Source organism: Corynebacterium sp., from assembly GCF_030532965.1.
Classification (GTDB): Bacteria; Actinomycetota; Actinomycetes; order Mycobacteriales; family Mycobacteriaceae; genus Corynebacterium.
Map to the genome: position 1 here is coordinate 1 of NZ_JAUNKC010000021.1, position 16,399 is coordinate 16,399.

Here is a 16,399-nt window from a genome sequence, read left to right on the forward strand (position 1 = left end):
GGTTATCTAACATGAATGCGGTACCACCATTATAAAATACATGTTCGATTATATTTAATACCCCAAATCCCCATTCACCCGCGTTTTACCCCCAACAATCCCACTCGAACATGATTGCAATGGAATTCCATCTGCAACGTTTGCAAAAAAGCATTACGCTAATCACTATGCAACGCCTTAACCCAGCTCTACCCGAAGCGTTGAAAGTATTCCGAAAACTCGAAGGAAAGCTAGGGTCACCAGCCCAAAACGCGGCGGCACGCGAAGGCCTTCTCAGCGGCGACATCGCCTACTTCGACCGCGACGCAACAGGTTTTCATCGGTGGATTCTGCCAGGCTTCTTCGACAGCTGGCGCTTTCTTCCCAAGTTGCTGCCGTTTGCGATCCGGCTAGGAATCAGCCCAGAGCGTATGCGGGATTTTCGATTCACCACCCCCGACACCGCACTCACCCTCGCAGCCATACACTCCCGTGGCGCTGCATACGCGCAGGAATGCACACAGGTGGTGTCACGCACACATGCATTTCGCCATCTTGCGAAAGAACTAGGCGTTGCCGAACCACCGCTTGTCACCTGGTCGCAGCAGATGAGCGACAACCTGACGTGGATTGAAAACAACGTTCTCTACCCGTACTACGACCTCGCCGACTCTGGGGCCACTTATCACCTGAAACGCGGCGACATGAACCCCGATGAGGAACAGTTATGGTTTCTCAGCGAGTTCGCCCACACCGTCGCGCACAGCGACCACCCCGACGCCGCGCGACTTTCGCAACGCATCTTCGACCTCGTCTGCGCCTGCGATGAACTCGACCCCGGCGCGATCAAACGATACAGCGGAATCCCCATCCCCGCTGATCTCACCCACCTTGAAACCGAAAGCGTGACAGCACACGCGGAAAATGGCCGGATCACCATTGACCTGCGTGAACCCACTGGCGAAATTCTCACCTTCCTCATCCGGCTTCTCAGCGGCACCGATTTTCCCCAAGACTTCACACTGACGGTTCGCCACCGCGGTGAGACCCCACAGGAAGAAACCATGTCGGAATTCTTAGAACGATTCGAATCCTCACCCCTGAAACAGCAGCTAGAGGCCGTGTTAGGTCGAGATGATAGCTTCTACATCTATAGATAGGACAAACATGAAGCTTGCAGAATCACTCGCCATTTTCACAAGCCTCGGCTGGCACGAAGCACCAGTCACCGACGCGCTTACCCTGCCCTTGGGCACCCCTGAGCAACAAAAACAAGCGCTTGCCGGGTTACGCTCTGGTGATTGGGGGCGCGGCGGGCGCACCAAAGAAAACCCCCGCTACCACTGGATCAGTTATGTGGAGGGGCACGAAACAATGCTCACCTACTTCGCCATCCGACTCGGAGTGTCCATCCCCCGCACCCTCGAACTCCTGCGCGGTGAACACACCGACACAAACGTCGCCGTCATCCTCTCGCGGGGCGAAGAATTCGCCACCACCTTGGTCAAACGCGCCGCACGGATGCAAGACGACCGCTTCAACATCGCCCACACCATAGTGAAAGTTGGCCTCGAAGTAGACTGCACCGATGATCTGCGCTACTTACACCTGTGGGTCGCACAGGTCCGCGAACACCCCGAACTGGCGCACACCAGATTCTTCGAACACGCCCACGCCACACTGGGGCTCGCCACCCGGGCGATCGCTGATCTCGTCTCCCACGCCTACAGCACACAAATTATCACCCGCGACCAAGCCCTCGAGCTGGGCCTTTACGGGCTGCGGCTATCCGCACGCCCCAGCGACCGAAACCAGTGGGCAACCTTCCTAGCCAAAGAACTGGCCATCACCGACGCCGAACTTATCCACCACAAAGGAACCATCCTTGGCGCCCTCAGCACAGGGGACGCCACCCCCATCGAACTCCTTGGTTTACCGCTACTTGCCCACCTAGAAGGGCAAGAATTTATAGAAACAGCCCTCGCCTGCCTCTACGCCAAAACAGCCCAAGCACAACTGAAAACCTTGAGCCTTATCGAAGGACGGGAACTAGACACCACGCTGCTAACGCGGGTGGCGGAGTTGGCGGCGTCGACAAGCGCGAAAGTGGCGAAGAAAGCCGCAGCATTGACCCCACCACCGCTCGTTGAAGAAAAACCACCCGCCGACCTGTGGCGCGACACCCCACCTGTGTGGCACATGCCCCGCTTCGACCGCCCACCCGCCACCGTGGCTGCGCTGGTGGCGGAGCTGCCGCGCATCAGCATCGACCGCAGCCGTTGGGAAACATTCGTCGATGAACACGCCGAACGATTCCTCGCGGGGCTTGTCGAACTTGCCGCCAACAACCCCGCCGCCGCACGGCAAGCAATAAGCAGGGCTGACGAACATATTTTCAACGGGCTGCTGCACAAGTGGGCGCACGGGCAGGAAATCACCGTGGACGAACGCCACACACTGGACCGAATCCACTGTGTGATGGCGGTGCTCGGAAAAATACCGTGGATGCTTTCCGAACCCAGTTTCGCCGACCTTAGCATCAGCTTGCCGGATCTATGCGCCCGCCTCGCCCGCTACCTGGAGTCGGGGGCGGCGATCATGATCGCGGATTTCCTGCTCGCCTTATACCGGCTGCGCATCACAGACAATTTCACCACCGTGCCGGAGTTTCCCCTCCCACTCGAGCACGTCGACGGGACGCGGATCGACGCCACCGCAGGTGATGTTCTGCGTGGATACCTCGATGACCCAGTGCTCGATCGTGGGATCTACCTCCATAACGGCGTACACCCACGCTACCGCCATGAGGTTGTGGCGCTACCGGAATCCCTCACGTCAGTACCAGGGCTTTACCCTAAGGATTTCGCAACCCACAACATTTCCCTTGACGCCGGAAGTTTCCCCACGTTCGGCGACTCCGTCCTCCTCGACGTGGGTCGGGGGCTCGTACCCCAGAGTGCTGTGCGCGCAACCAATCGTGCAGAGCCGCTAAGCCAGGCCGCGGCAACCAACCTGCTCAGCGTCCCCGATACCACCGCCGCCGTTGTTGCGTGGCAACGCGGGCTACTCATCCCAGGGCGCGTCGACCTTGAGTACCTCGACTGGCAGCCAGTCGTGACCCACATTGCGGATTTAGTGGGCACAACCTGCGAGTTAGCCGAACAAGGGCTGCTGAGCGTGGTGTGGCCACTGTGGGACGCACTGCTGGTTTACGCGGTGGCCCAGAAACGTCTCCCCAGCGGAATCGTCGACGTGGTGCGCGCCATGGGTGAGTATTGTCACTGTGTTCCCGCGTCACAGCGGGACTGCCCAGGTTTACGTGCGTTCGCCGCAAAATCGGGGAAATCGGAATCTGTGGTTAAAGCTCGGGAACTGGTGGAGAAACTTTGACGAACCTAATTCCAGTAGTGCTTTTCGACGCCCCCAAACGCGCCCGCGAGGTGTTTACCTCATGCACGTAGAAGAGTTCATCGACACCACGCTCACCACCCGCAACCGCTCTAACTACCAGAAGGTAGTAGAGCTGGTGCACGAGCACCAGCTGAACTACCTCGATAACCCCACGTACCTGCGCGCATGGTACTACACCATCCGCGCGGTTACTCACACGGAGGAGGTGGCACGGCGGTTCTACGACCACCTCATGGCGGCTGCGCGAATCCTAAAAATCGACCTGAGTGACGAGATTTCCCTAGGCCTTGAGCACGACTACATCACCCGCGACCAGGCCATAGCGGTGGCAACAACCACGTGGCATGTCGAATCTATGCTCAGTGAACTACCCCTCACAGATGAGGAACTGATCCGCAACGCGCACCTGTTCGTGTCCTGTGACAGTGCGGTGGTCACCGCGTTCGGGAAACGTTGCGGGTGCTTGGGGGCGCTGCGACCGGCGTCGAAAAGCTTGAAGCTGCACTGGAAGAGTTGTGCACAAGCGTGGATAGTCAGATCGCGCAGCTCGCCGCCGCCCTACTAGGACGCCCCGCCGCCACACCCACCTGCGAAATCCACCCACCGCCACCGGTGTGGCAACCACCCGCGCTCGGGCAACACATCCCGGCGCGATTGTCCGTCCACCGCGTGGAAGTAGCACCGTGGGTAGACCCGCTGGCAGCCTGTGCGGACTTAGGGCAAGAGTTTTTGTTCTCCACGCCCAGCCACGCGGACTTTAGTATCGCTGCGGATGTGTTCATCGCTCGCCTCCATGCGTATGCACAGGCTGGACAGCCGATCCTGGAACCGGATTTCGTGCTGGCGCTGGGCAGGTTACGCATCGACGACGCCGACCAGTTCGCACGTCAGGTGGCGGGTGTGCGTGTGCCGCTTTACCCAGATCCTGGTGTGGATGCGGGCCAGCTCGCCGCCGCCTACGCACACGACCCGTTTCGCGACCCCGGAACCCGCGGGCATTACGGGAAGGACGTGGAGTATCCCAACTCACTGTCGGTGCTGCCGGACCGGTGGGCGGGAAACAGCTACGATCACCGCGCATTCCCCCAATTTGCCGACAGTGCGTTTAGCCGCTTCCTGCACGACCCGGAAGGATTGGAGGCCGTGGCGTGTGCTGGTAGCCCGCTTCCCGCCCCAGCACTTGCAGCCCTGTTCCAGTCGAGTAAGAACCAGGAAACGATCGAAGTGGCGTGGCGGCGGGGGCTCGTGCGGGAAGACAACATTGACGCCGCGCTTTTCCACACCCCCGCCCTGCCCCACGTCATCACCTTGTGTTACCGGCTGGCGCAAAAGGGAATGGCGGGGTTTGTGATCAAGCTTCTGGCTGAACTTTCCCAGCGCTTTCCGGAAGTGGCGGACGCCTTGGCGGATGTACGCAGGTGTGTGGAACAAGGCCGAAAGTAACGGCGCGATTCGTGATGAGGGGGCCTTGTGGCTTCTGATAATTCCCGCCACTGCTCACGTTGACTTCAAGAAAAAGCTGCTTTTCCCATCTACATAGCAACCCCCACGAGCAGGCGCGTGGGGTTTTTAGCTGCACACATACAAAATTTATCCCTCGTTTCTTCACCTCACAATGCTCAACTCGACTTTTGGCTTCCCGGAACGAAAGAATCCGTTGGTGCGAAGCAAATTGGTCGAGTTGCCCTCTCAACTGGGGTTTAGGGAAAAGTCACATAGAAGTGAATCAGTGAGAATGCTGCAACGTGGTTGGTGATTGTGGAAAGCTGGAACGAAACATAACCATCGCTTTTCTTATTGAGAGGAGCTTTCGTGGAAGATATTCACTCCCGCAGCGAGTTTGTGCGCTTTCTTGAAAATTTCCGGGCGGAATTTCAATCCTATGATTTTGAGAACACTACGTTGGAAAATTTTCTTGAGGCCATGCAATCCTGGATTGAAGATATGGACGGTTACTACCAGAACATGGGCAAACCAGAATGCTTAGGGGAAGAAACTCTGACGTGGCAAATGTTGGTCGATATTTTGGAGGCGGCCCGTATCTACGAGTGATGGTCTATTCCCGCACCTCTGCCTGGTTCTGTCGGGGATGATGAATCCGCTGGTGAGCATGGACACGATTGGGTGCCATGTTAGACCTGTTTATTAATATCTAGAGATGTGACCGCTAACCCCCGCCTCCACGACGCCCTCGAAATTTTCCGCGAGCTGGGCTGGGCTGATGCCTCCCCTGAACACGCGGTTGATTTGCCACTGGGTTCAGCGGAGCAGCAGCGGCGTGCCCTTGTTGGATTGCGCACGGGCGACTTTGGAGAATTTGGCTCGTACCCGGATGGTTCCTTCGGGTGGGTTTCGCATGTGGGTGGCCATGAGTTCATGTTGGGATTGTTCGCCATCCGGTTGGGGGTTTCACCCCATCGTGCCTGTGCGGTTCTTTCTTCGGGGGAACCTGGGGTGGCGGTGGATGTTCTTGCTGGTAGGGGTGAGGATTTTGCCCTTCGGTTCGTCGCGGCGGCAACGAAGCGCCGTGTGAAAGATCCCCTCGTGGTGTTGGGGTTGGTGGAGCGGTTCCAGCTGCCGTTGCCGGAAAACCGCTGGTATGCGGAGGCGTGGGTGAACAGCTATGAGAAGGCAACCGACCGCTTTTTAAGTCACCTTGGTGTGGCTCTTGCCCACAGCACACAATTTTTCGGAGGAGCACTCACATTCGGAGCACGAAAGGGGCTTCTCACCCGCGACGAGGCGGTCACCGGCGCGTTTGGTGGGCTGAGCACCACGAGGAAGGCCACGGAAAGGCGGGCGTGGACAAAAATTCTTGTTGAGGAATTTGCGGTCACAGGTGAGGAAATGCGAGCCTACTTGCCGCAGCTTGAGCAGGTTTTGGCCACCGGTGACGGTGTACTCGTCGAAGCCTTCGCTGTGCCGCTGATCCCGATTGTGTCAGATGAGGAACTTATTCCCCTCGCAGTTGCCGCACTCTACGCGAAAACCGCGAAGGCCAAGCGAAAAGTGTTAGCAAAGCTCAAGCACCGTGGCGTCCCTGCCGAACTCGCCGAGCCGGTAGCCGAATTGGAAGCAGAACTGCACCCCGAAAAGAAGCACACCGCACCGAAAAAACCTGTGCCTGTGCTCGACATTCCCGTTCTTGACGACGAGCTTTTCGCCCTCAAGTGGCCAACCCCCGCGAAACCGGCGAATGATATTCCCACAAACTCCGGTTATACTTTCCGCCTTGAACAAGACTTCAGCTTCACAGTGATCGACCCCCACCACGAGGAGAAAACCCACACCCCCACCCCATACTGGGCCAAACAAGTTGCACACAACCACGAACTTGGTGGGATCTCCTACCCCACCCCCATCCTGATCGCGGTGATGCTGGGCTGGTGCATGAATCCTCGCACCGCCAAAGACGCCCGCTGGGAATTCCGCAACCTCATCACAACCAGTGGCGCCACCGCCACCGACACCCGGATCGCAATCCGTGGGCTGATGACCAGCCCACAGTGTAACCCCAGTGCCTTCGCCCCCATTGTCAAAGAACACTCACCACTGCTTCCCGTCCTCTATCCTTTGATTACCGAACCCCTCAACCACAGCATGCAACCGTGGGTAAATAAACTCCTCGACGTACTGATCCACCACGCCGACGTCCTCCTGGCCGCCACCTATCGCGGCCACATCAACCCAACCGAATGGGGTGGGCTGGCCCAGTTGGCGTCCACACCAAAAGCCACCACCGCCAGGGACAAAGCGAGGCAACTGCGTGAGTTTTATCTTGGGACAGAAAGTGAGCGTCGATAAGCATGAAAAGTGCAACGGTGCACGTCACAGTGGATGCCGAAACGCCCGAAGCGTACCAAAGCGCCTTGGAACAGCTCATCGCCGTGGACAAGCCGGACAATTTCGCCATCGAATTCACCGGACCCACCACCTATTTCCTCCCCATCCCGCACCTGTGGCGCATAGGCGCAAATCAACTCTTCGCCTGCGCGGCACGCTACCGGCAGCTACACCCCCTCATCGCTCACTACGCAGAAACAGTGATCAGTGAGCACGCCACCTACACCAACATCCCCGGCGGCCACCCCATGATGCCCGGCGGATTCGCCGTGTATGCCCTCGCCATGGAAGGCGCGGACTACGAGCAGCTAGTGCTGGATTACCTCTGTTTGAGTTTCGGCGAAGGGCCCGCCAACCCGCAAGTGGATCAGGAGTATTTTATTCGCGCCTACATTCAGAAATTTGGGTTCACACGGCGCACCTACCTGTATTTCTTCACCGCATTACTGCAGATCAACCACATCCACGACCCACGGTGGCCCCAACTTCTGATAAACCCATCAAGCCTTCACGATCTAGTCACACTCATCGGCGAGCACCCCGGCGAGTTGTCGTTTATCACCTCACGGGGTTTACGTTTCCTCTTCGGCGACACGATCCGCGACAACCCCAACACCCTAATCAACAAAGCGCCGCCACACCTTCACCCCTCCCTGAAAATAATCATCGCCCATTACCAAGAAGGAAAACGCCACGACCAGTAGCTTGTCACCACTACGCTAAGAAACCATGTGCGAAACGGAACTCACCTACGGGCTTTACACGCTGAGCACGGCACAGAATCTTGCCAATACTGCTTCAATAAGTGCTTATCCACCACGCAGACGTCCTCCTAGCCGCCACCTGCCGCGGCCACTTCAAAACCACCACTGCGCGAGTTTAACGCCGATGGCAAAAAGTGAGCGGCAGCCGCGATGTCCATTACCACAACGTGGACACAGGCGAATACTGTAATGAGGAAACCGTTAATTGGCAGATATTCTATCTGCCACCCGAATTTATGAATAACCTCGTATGACGAACATTAGAACCCCTGGCTACATTCACAACCCGCACGACTACTGGTTACCCACCCCGCCGCTGTGGGAGCTGCCGCAGTTTCAGCGTGGCAAGGCAACCGAAGCGGAAATCTTCGCGTTGCTGGAGATACTCGGACCGTGCGAGAAAGTAGTGCCGTGCGTGGAAACCGACCAGCTTTTAGCAAGGTTGGTTGAGCGGGGTTCGCTGGATCGGATTTTCCTACCGGAGACCATGTGGAGTGCTCAGACGGAGGATTTCTTTTCTACCCACGTTCGCGGGGTGCTCGATCACCTAGGTGAAGTGCCGTTTCTGCTATCGGAACCGTCGTTTGTTGATGTGAGTATTTCCGCCTCTGATCTTGTTTCCAGATTGCGCCGCTATAGTGAATTGGGATTGGACGCACTGGAAACGGATCTAGTGCTTGCTCTGTGCCGGATTGATGTCGCTGGCATTGATGTCGCTGCGGTAACCGATGAGTTGGCTGGCATTGATTCTGAGGCGGCTATCCGGGCAATCGAGTACATTAATGATCCAATTATTGAACCGGAGTTGGAGTGGACGTCCATCCCTTATGAAGCGTGGCGGGTAGCTTCCCCTCCAGAACCGGAAGGTTTGCTAAGTATCGGATCGTTTCCGCATTTTGGTGCAGCCGCGATGAATCACGATCATTTTCGAGATTTCAATGAGCACGAGAAGGGACTGCACTTCACCCAGCTGGCACGTCGAAAAACACCGTTGCCTGCGGCGATGGCGATTAATCTACTGGCGGAATTATGTTTCGATAATGTGCCAGGGCCGGTGGATAAGGCCGTGCACGACGCTTGGGAGCGTGGACTCCTTATTCCCGGCGAGCTTGATTGGGCGATGATTCATTGGACCAGCAATCTTGATTCCTTAACCTGGTGGGATCAGCGGTTGTTAATGCTTGCGGAGGAAGGATTGTTGTCCGTGGTGTGGCCAGTGTGGGATCAGATCGTTGCGACAGCCGCCACCGCTCACCGCAAGATGCCGATGGGAACAATCAATGTCGTTAAAAACATGTCGGCGTTTTGGGGCGTTGCACCGTCGCATGGGATTGAAGCGTTGGCGAAGCGCCCAAATCGGTCGCAGGCGAAAAAACTAGCCCGAAAAATTCTGGACGAGAATGCTTGACGACGACTGTTGCGGCGTCGAAAAGCAAAATCCGCGCTACATCAATTTTTAAATTGTCCACAATTTAATTCTGGGACGGTTGTCCAGATCGTCACGAAGCACTCCCCACCTTGCCCAAATCGATACAATACTTCTTGGCGGTTTTGAGCCTTAATACCAACCGCGTCCCTATTCTTCTTCGTCGTACTGGTAGTTTCCAACAACCTTGAAATCAACATGGCAGGCAACCAACTCATCGGCGGCGTTATAGGAATAAACGACTGGGTAGTGCCCATCACCCCAACCAGAGTGGCTGATAACAATGCTCGCACCATCAGCACACCCTGGGATGGGAATGTTCGCCATTGCTACTTCATAATGATCAGAATCGTCGATGAAATCCCACCACCCCACAGCCTTATCATCATCCGGCCAGATAAAGTCCTGCGCTTTGTCCTGCTCTACGCATATTTGGGCGGCATCAGCATCCACAAGACCGACCGTGGCGGAATCAACCCCAACTCCCCAAAACCCGTCGGCGGGCAAAGGATCAGCTTCACCAACACCGACCGGCCGAGCGAGCCGGTAGGCTACGGCGGGTTCGTCACGCACAATGATGCTTAAATATGCTTCCCGTTCATGCGACCAATCTTGTTTTTCAGAGGCATCAGCCACCGTGACCTTCACCGGAAAAGTACCGTTGGGAAACGGAAATACGTAATCTTCGGAAAGGGTGAAAAACGGATCGCACGCTTCGATTTTTCCTGAACTAATCGTAATCGTGCCCACATCAGCCACACGCAATTGCCACGGACTATCAGACTCATGGTGGTAATCTGGCCCCACGCTGCAAAGCGGGTAAAAATCTTGCGCTTCCATACCGGAAATTATAAAACCCACCAGCGCATGTCCACTGACGTTTTTATCCCACAAATGTTCCTCATGATCGATAGCGATGCAGGTAAGCGCGGAAACGTTCCCGCATACATGCGGACCGTGACATCAAGCACCCCACGTAACGGCATACGCTTGTACGATTTCAGCAAAGCTCAATGGCGAGACTAATCTCCGAAGCTGCTTCGATTCCCTACCAATTATCTGGGTATTCAACCCCACCAGCTACAACCAAAATGAAAGGTGCTGTTAGGTCAGCGCTTCCGGTGGAGTGATTCCAAGCGCAGCACACCAAGTAACGCCCAATTCGGGGTCAGCTTCTTGTGGTGATTGGTACTTTTCTTCGGTGTCGGTGGGCAAACTCGCGTAGGTTTCGACGAATTCTTTAATTGCTTCCTCCCGCTCCGGATACCTGACGCTAAAGAAATCGACGAACTCTTCCAGGTCATGTACTGGAACTTCCGCAGGGTCAGATCATAGACCAAGACGGGGTTAGTACCGAAGAAATACGTCGCAGCTTTTCCCTCTTCGGGTGCTATTTGAATTAAGAATAAGAATGTATCGGCGATGCTAAACATCCAATCGCCTTCTGGCCCAATGCCCGGGCCGGAAAGGTTCCACTCACCGTCAATAAGTTCCCAGCCAGCAAAGTACCCCACGTGATGTTCTCCTTGTGTTTCCTGCTTACGCAATTACGATTTCGGTGCGTTATCCAACGGTACTGAATGGGGACATTCCTACCCCCACATGAGTGGATCGGTGCAAGGTCATGTCAGGGTGCCCAGCTAGGTTAATTCACGTACAACACGATCTTTTTGTGGCGATATGGAATGGCAGATGGTGAAGCTCAATCCACAGTTATCTGACGCGGTTGCGATCTTTCGTGAGCTCGGCTGGGACGGCGCTGATGTTAGCGATGTTCTTTCCCTTCCGCTAGGTAGTAGTGCACAACGCGCGCGTGCTGTAGCTGGGTTGCAATCAGGGCAGAGGTATCAGCCGAAAACCGACGGGTATGCGTACTGGGATGAGGGATGTACCGGTGTCAAAGAAAAGCTCCTGGCATTATTTGCGGTTCGCTGCGGGGTGACCCCGGCGCGTGCTGCGGAGGTTTTAGAAAACGTTGACACCGCCGTTATCGCAGCTGTGGTTGCCGAACGCGGCGCCGATTTTGCTCAGGATTTCATTGCTTGCTGCGGTAAAACGCGCCGCCGGCTGTGGACAAAGGGCCTAAGTACGTTTGGCACAGCATTGGTTTTCCTCGTTCACGATGCTCACTTACCGGTGCCTCAGGACGTGGAATATCTAACCGATTGGTCGATTGTTGCTGCACGGCAAATGTTTCGGGTGAATTTCGAGGAAGCCGCCTCCCATCATGTATTTCCGCCGAAAAGCACACTTCTTCCCCGGTTTTTAGAGCACGTCCGCCAGGCTATAGCCGCTGGTGTGGCGATTACTGGGCCGTTCGGTACGGTATTCACCTCTGCTATCCGGGTGGGTAGGCTCGACCGTGAATCGGCTGTGGATTTGGCGTTTTCTGGCCTTGGTACTGCGATTCGCCCCAGCGAACGCAAAAAATGGGCGCAGATTATTGTGTCGGAACTTCGCTATGAGCCCGATGAGATGCTTAGACGGGTGGCCGAAATCGTGCCACTGGTTGCCACCGGCGAAACTATTGTGGTGGAGTCTTTCGGCATACCGCTGCTTTCGCTTGTCGACGACATGGCGTTGCCTGACCTTGCACTCGCCGCCCTGTATGCCACCGCGAAAAAGACGCTCCACCGTGTCATTCGTGCGCTTGCCGATCGACCGGTTCCTAGCGCGGCTGTGATCGATGCCCTCCAGCCCCGGCTATCCGAGCTTGCCCAGGACGCATCACATAAAGTGGCCGCCGATCTTCTTGATTCGTGGGGCAACCAGGTAGAGCCTGAGCCTAAGGTGGAACCGGTGATCGTGGGGTGGCCGGAAACCCCACCCGTGTGGCAGCTTCCGGCGTTTGATTGCGACGATGTGGACGTCGACAAGCTCGTGGTGCTTGCGAGCAGGGATTTCTGGACCGCCGACGTAGAAACCGAACGGTTCTTTGTCGCACTTATCCGACTCGCCCATACCGATCTTGCGGCAACCCGCGCGGCTTTACGACGGTGTGACATACTTCGGTTCCAGTGGAAGGATTTCGATGAGGAATACTCGTTGCACGACGCCCGCATCAATGCGTTGCTGGCCTGCTACCACCAGATACCATGCATCTTGAGCACCCCAAGCTACGTCGACCTTTCGATCACCGTCGCCGATTTCGCCCAACGCGTCCACGACTACGCCAAGGCACAGGTGCCGGTCTTGCTTCCTGATCTCGTGCTGGCGTTGTGCCGGTTGCGCGACGCCGAAAACGCCTCGTCAGTGACCATGGACCCCACGGTGCGGATTAAACCAAAACATGGAATGCCGTTGCGGGCAACCGTCGCGGAGGTGTTCACAGCCTTTACCGCAAAGCCAGTGGAATCATTACCAAAACACAACCCTAGACATAAAAGATTTTTCCACGACGACGATCAATCATTCATGGAACCGGTGAGTGAATTATTGGAACTTGAGTCCTACAGCTGGATCGTTGATGCAGATCACACTACGTTTCCAACCAACCAGACCGTGAACGGGTATCAATTGCTGTGGGAGAAAACCACCGATCGGAGTGTGGGCCACCACGCGCTGCAAGTGGCACGGTCAGAAAAGCCGTTTACCCCACAAGTGGCGATCAATCTGCTGGCTGTGTGCCGCGCAACCACGCCAGAAATCACCGAACAGTGCGTCACCGCAGCACTTCACGCATGGCAACGCGGTTTACTTCGCCCCGGCGCGGCAGACTTCACTCGCCTCGATTGGGCGGAAAAGCCCAGCAATGTGCCAAGTTTCGTGGCTGCGTTGGTGGAGCTTTCACCACTCGGCCTGCTACCGGTAACGTGGCTGGTCTTTGACCAGATCCTTTCCTATTCCGCCCAGCAATCACGGTTGATCCGAGGAACTGAACAGACCCTTGAGGCGATGGAGAAATTCCTGCCCAGCGTGATCGCGGCAGTCGCAGCGGGACACGCACCGCGGGAGGTATTGACATTGCCGGGGCTTCGGGCAGTTGCGAACCGACAAGGTAAGGCAACATCAGTGGTGGCAGCACGACGGATTCTCAGCATAGTGGAGGGATGAACCAGATGAATATCAATCCGCAGTTCTATGACTCAGTGGCTATTTTCACCGAACTCGGCTGGGCAGAAGCGGAAATATCGCAAGCGGCGCATCTACCAATCGGTAGTCCCACCCAACAAAAAGCGGTGGTGTCCGGCCTGGGGTCTGGCGATTGGCACCAGCTCGTAGAAAAACCGTCCGGGGCGGTGTTCTCGGAATTTATTGCCGACGTCAATGAAGCGATGCTGGCGCTATTTGCGATTCGGTGCGGGGTTTCCGCCCGGCGCGCTGCGCAGATCCTTATACCATGCGACACGGCGATCCTGGCCGCAGTGGTCTCCCAGCGGGGTGAGAAGTTTGCCGCCAATTTTATATCCGAGGTTTCACGCAAGGACTTCCGCCGGTGGGAACATGCAGTTTCCACTTTTGGCTCAGCTACGGTCGCGCTCGTTGCTCAGTTGGGAATAGCGGTTCCGCACTCGCTGGAATATTGCAAAGACTGGGCGGCTATTGCGGCGTTTCGCTTGGCGGGGATTAAGGTTCCCGGTGCGGAGTTCTTCCCTCATCATGTGTATCCAAGCCGTGACATCGTGACTGCTCGGTTAGTTGAGCATCTTACTATGTGTGTTGAGGTTGGGGTTCCGGCAACCGGCCCGTTTGCTGTGGTGATCCCGGCGGCAGTTCGGCTCGGTGCTATTACCCGCGAAAAAGCTATTGATTATGTTTTCTTAGCCTTTGACTGCGCGAACCGTCCCGCTGACCGCAAAGTGTGGGTCGATGTTCTCATCGCGCAGCTACGTGTGAGCCCTTCCGAGCTTGGCGCATACCTCCAGCCGATTTCCGCCTGCGCTCAGACTGGTGAGGCGGCTGTTATTGAGAAGTTAGTAGTGCCGCTTTATCCACTCGTCGACGCTACCCCGGCGCTACCAGAGCTTGCGCTTGCGGGGTTATACGCGAAGACGAAGAAATCTCGGACGCTCGTTTTACAAGCATTGCTCGATATCTCACCATCGCCGCAGCTTATCGACGCTTTATCCGCCCGGCTTGGTGAGCTCGCGACCCAAACGCACACTACCGAGGCAACGCTTGCTGCTGAGCTTCTTTCCCGGTGGTGTGTCTCCCCTGCCCCGGATTTGCCACCTGACTGTCTGTGGCAGCCTACCCCGGTTTCGTCGCAGTATTCCGGGATTTCCGTCGAACCTGGCGACGTCGAGAAGTTGGAATCGGCGATACTGTCATTGACCTGCCAGTCAGTGACCGCATTGGATCCTGCCGTCACCGAGTTTTTACGTGCGCTTCCGCACCTATCAGATCAACAAATAGCCAGAAGATTGCAGTGGGTGGCAGATGCATCACCTGACCTTGGGCTTAAGGCGCTTGGTGTGGCGGTTTCCGTTCCCGCTATCGGCCCGCACACGGCGATGGCGTTGTTCGATAGTCAACGACGCAGTAAGCCGAAAGTCACCGCGGACTGCGCTGCCGCACTGCAGTTGGCTTGGCAACGTGGCCTTTTGTTGCCAGGGGTCGCCGATTTCGCGGGCTCCCACGTCGGCTTTCACCATATTGGCTCCCTTGTTACTGCGCTGACGAACCTGGCGGAAACCGCCGACATGCTGTCCATCGTGTGGCCGCTTTTCGACGCCATGCTCGCTGCCGCAGCAACCTCACCCCGCCTGCCCACTGGCACCGCCGATGTGGTCAGGGCCGTTGCCCAGTTCTTGCCACACGTTATCGACGCAGTCCAGACGGGCGCGGCATCACCCGCAGTGATTCAGCTGCCGGGTGTTGCCGCTATCGCCCGTAGACCAGGCACATCGCAGGCTGTCAGTGCAGCGCGGAAAATCCTCGCCGCACTCCCACCACAAAACGCTGATGCTCCGTCACCTCTATCTGATCCGCTTATGCCCGAATCGGAGTTTTCGGTTCTGTGGCCACGAGGCGCCGGGGAGCAACCCGCGTTACCGGACGGGGTTCGCGTGAGCACAACTACAACCACGGCAAACACCATTACCTGCACATTGGACGTGCCGGGTCACTCATCACCGTTGTTCTTCTCACCTGGCATTGCGCTATTTAAACCTGAGCTTTCCAACCCCGTGGTTGTTTCGACAGGCAAAGAAGGTGAACCAGAATATGCCTGGTTATGGTGGAAGGACGGCGCGATGTCGGTGATCGACGCTGCCGCGGTACGCGGAATAACGACCGAGGAATCCTTACCGATGCCGGATAGCTTTACGACGATTTTGGTGGCATCTCTTTCCGACAATCATGATGTGTGGCTTGCCCGCCATGCTATTGAAAGCGCAATCAAAGCCGGGCGGTTTGGTGCTGCTGCCTTAGCTAATGCCATGCGTGTGTTATTACCTTGCCCTGATTTTTCACCCGGCCGTGCCTTATATGTGCTTGAGCACGACCCCAGTTTGATGCCCACGTTGTGGCCGATGATTACCGAATCGCTAAAATTTGCTGCCAGCGAATCAACTCCGCCCCGCTGGACCTCCCGAGTTTTAGATTGTGCCATCGACAATGCTCCGCTTCTTGCCACCGCGACCATCCGGTCGATCATCCCAACCACCGAATGGGACGCTGTGGCAAAATTGGCTGCCGCCCCTCGGAAAACTGCTACCCGAACCAAGGCGCAGCGTCTATTATCGCTCCTGCCCGTTGAATCATGACCGCATACCACCATGTCTGATAAACCGTATGAAATTCCCGCAACCATAGATTTTTGTTTTAAGTCTGTCACGGTGACAGCCGATGTTGATAAGGCGCTGATCACCGTGCGGGTCACCGAGGACAGCATTGCCGCGCTGTGCACCTTTATCCATCAAGACGGTTTATTTTCGGCCCCACCATCGAAGCAGACCCAGCGCAGTTGATAGCTTCCGCTGAACCAGCACTTCGTAGCGGTTACCAACAGATTGTGGACCACTACGAAAAATGG

The 16,399-nt window shown here is 56.4% G+C and carries 14 protein-coding genes; 12 read left to right on the plus strand and 2 right to left on the minus strand.

What is annotated here, in order from left to right; all coding sequences use genetic code 11:
- Positions 1 to 167 precede the first annotated feature (167 nt).
- From Q4D85_RS09765 to Q4D85_RS09800, 8 genes are all read left to right on the plus strand, one after another.
- Positions 168 to 1,139, plus strand: a complete 972-nt coding sequence (locus tag Q4D85_RS09765; protein WP_303200058.1) for a hypothetical protein — start codon at positions 168 to 170, stop codon at positions 1,137 to 1,139.
- 7 nt (positions 1,140 to 1,146) lie between these two features.
- Positions 1,147 to 3,369, plus strand: coding sequence for a hypothetical protein (locus Q4D85_RS09770; protein ID WP_303200059.1), 2,223 nt, complete (start codon positions 1,147 to 1,149; stop codon positions 3,367 to 3,369).
- Between the two features lie 61 nt (positions 3,370 to 3,430).
- Positions 3,431 to 3,955 carry a hypothetical protein gene (locus tag Q4D85_RS09775; RefSeq protein ID WP_303200061.1) on the plus strand — a complete coding sequence of 175 codons (525 nt, stop codon included), beginning with the start codon at positions 3,431 to 3,433 and terminating at the stop codon, positions 3,953 to 3,955.
- Positions 3,916 to 4,833, plus strand: coding sequence for a DUF6493 family protein (locus Q4D85_RS09780; protein ID WP_303200064.1), 918 nt, complete (start codon positions 3,916 to 3,918; stop codon positions 4,831 to 4,833). The genes Q4D85_RS09775 and Q4D85_RS09780 overlap by 40 nt, the downstream gene beginning before the upstream one ends.
- Before the next feature lie 369 nt (positions 4,834 to 5,202).
- Positions 5,203 to 5,442: a hypothetical protein gene (locus Q4D85_RS09785; protein ID WP_303200067.1), complete on the plus strand. Its 240-nt coding sequence runs from the start codon at positions 5,203 to 5,205 to the stop codon at positions 5,440 to 5,442.
- A 108-nt stretch (positions 5,443 to 5,550) separates the two neighbouring features.
- Positions 5,551 to 7,194 (plus strand): hypothetical protein, encoded by a 1,644-nt coding sequence (locus Q4D85_RS09790; RefSeq protein ID WP_303200068.1) that lies wholly within the window; start codon positions 5,551 to 5,553, stop codon positions 7,192 to 7,194.
- A 2-nt stretch (positions 7,195 to 7,196) separates the two neighbouring features.
- Positions 7,197 to 7,937: a DUF6138 family protein gene (locus tag Q4D85_RS09795; RefSeq protein ID WP_303200070.1), complete on the plus strand. Its 741-nt coding sequence runs from the start codon at positions 7,197 to 7,199 to the stop codon at positions 7,935 to 7,937.
- Positions 7,938 to 8,247: 310 nt separating this feature from the next.
- Positions 8,248 to 9,405, plus strand: a complete 1,158-nt coding sequence (locus tag Q4D85_RS09800; protein WP_303200073.1) for a hypothetical protein — start codon at positions 8,248 to 8,250, stop codon at positions 9,403 to 9,405.
- Positions 9,406 to 9,573: 168 nt separating this feature from the next.
- Here the strand turns inward: Q4D85_RS09800 and Q4D85_RS09805 are convergent, their stop codons facing one another.
- A complete protein-coding gene (locus tag Q4D85_RS09805) occupies positions 9,574 to 10,263 on the minus strand; it encodes a DUF4241 domain-containing protein (RefSeq protein ID WP_303200074.1) in 690 nt (229 codons plus the stop codon).
- 27 nt (positions 10,264 to 10,290) lie between these two features.
- Between Q4D85_RS09805 and Q4D85_RS09810 the strand changes: the two genes are divergently transcribed.
- Complete coding sequence (locus Q4D85_RS09810) at positions 10,291 to 10,449, plus strand: hypothetical protein (RefSeq protein WP_303200075.1); 159 nt, start codon at positions 10,291 to 10,293, stop codon at positions 10,447 to 10,449.
- A gap of 83 nt (positions 10,450 to 10,532) precedes the next feature.
- On the opposite strand, the gene Q4D85_RS09815 is transcribed toward Q4D85_RS09810, so the two are convergent.
- A complete protein-coding gene (locus Q4D85_RS09815; RefSeq protein WP_303200076.1) occupies positions 10,533 to 10,937 on the minus strand; it encodes a hypothetical protein in 405 nt (134 codons plus the stop codon).
- 178 nt (positions 10,938 to 11,115) lie between these two features.
- On the opposite strand from Q4D85_RS09815, the gene Q4D85_RS09820 reads away from it, so the two are divergent.
- From Q4D85_RS09820 to Q4D85_RS09830, 3 genes are read left to right on the plus strand one after another with little or no spacing between them, the layout of a single operon-like run.
- Positions 11,116 to 13,476, plus strand: coding sequence for a hypothetical protein (locus Q4D85_RS09820; RefSeq protein ID WP_303200078.1), 2,361 nt, complete (start codon positions 11,116 to 11,118; stop codon positions 13,474 to 13,476).
- Positions 13,473 to 16,130 (plus strand): hypothetical protein, encoded by a 2,658-nt coding sequence (locus tag Q4D85_RS09825; RefSeq protein ID WP_303200080.1) that lies wholly within the window; start codon positions 13,473 to 13,475, stop codon positions 16,128 to 16,130. Before Q4D85_RS09820 ends, Q4D85_RS09825 begins: the two co-directional genes overlap by 4 nt.
- 12 nt (positions 16,131 to 16,142) lie before the next feature.
- Positions 16,143 to 16,334 carry a hypothetical protein gene (locus Q4D85_RS09830; protein ID WP_303200082.1) on the plus strand — a complete coding sequence of 64 codons (192 nt, stop codon included), beginning with the start codon at positions 16,143 to 16,145 and terminating at the stop codon, positions 16,332 to 16,334.
- Positions 16,335 to 16,399 lie beyond the last annotated feature (65 nt).

Coding starts and splice junctions, on each gene's coding strand:
- Q4D85_RS09775 (WP_303200061.1), top strand. CDS start 3,431: ATGCACGTAGAAGAGTTCATCGACACCACGCTCACCACCCGCAACCGC.
- Q4D85_RS09810 (WP_303200075.1), top strand. CDS start 10,291: ATGTCCACTGACGTTTTTATCCCACAAATGTTCCTCATGATCGATAGC.
- Q4D85_RS09830 (WP_303200082.1), top strand. CDS start 16,143: ATGTCTGATAAACCGTATGAAATTCCCGCAACCATAGATTTTTGTTTT.
- Q4D85_RS09800 (WP_303200073.1), top strand. CDS start 8,248: ATGACGAACATTAGAACCCCTGGCTACATTCACAACCCGCACGACTAC.
- Q4D85_RS09805 (WP_303200074.1), bottom strand. CDS start 10,263: ATGGAAGCGCAAGATTTTTACCCGCTTTGCAGCGTGGGGCCAGATTAC.
- Q4D85_RS09825 (WP_303200080.1), top strand. CDS start 13,473: ATGAACCAGATGAATATCAATCCGCAGTTCTATGACTCAGTGGCTATT.
- Q4D85_RS09765 (WP_303200058.1), top strand. CDS start 168: ATGCAACGCCTTAACCCAGCTCTACCCGAAGCGTTGAAAGTATTCCGA.
- Q4D85_RS09795 (WP_303200070.1), top strand. CDS start 7,197: ATGAAAAGTGCAACGGTGCACGTCACAGTGGATGCCGAAACGCCCGAA.
- Q4D85_RS09820 (WP_303200078.1), top strand. CDS start 11,116: ATGGTGAAGCTCAATCCACAGTTATCTGACGCGGTTGCGATCTTTCGT.
- Q4D85_RS09770 (WP_303200059.1), top strand. CDS start 1,147: ATGAAGCTTGCAGAATCACTCGCCATTTTCACAAGCCTCGGCTGGCAC.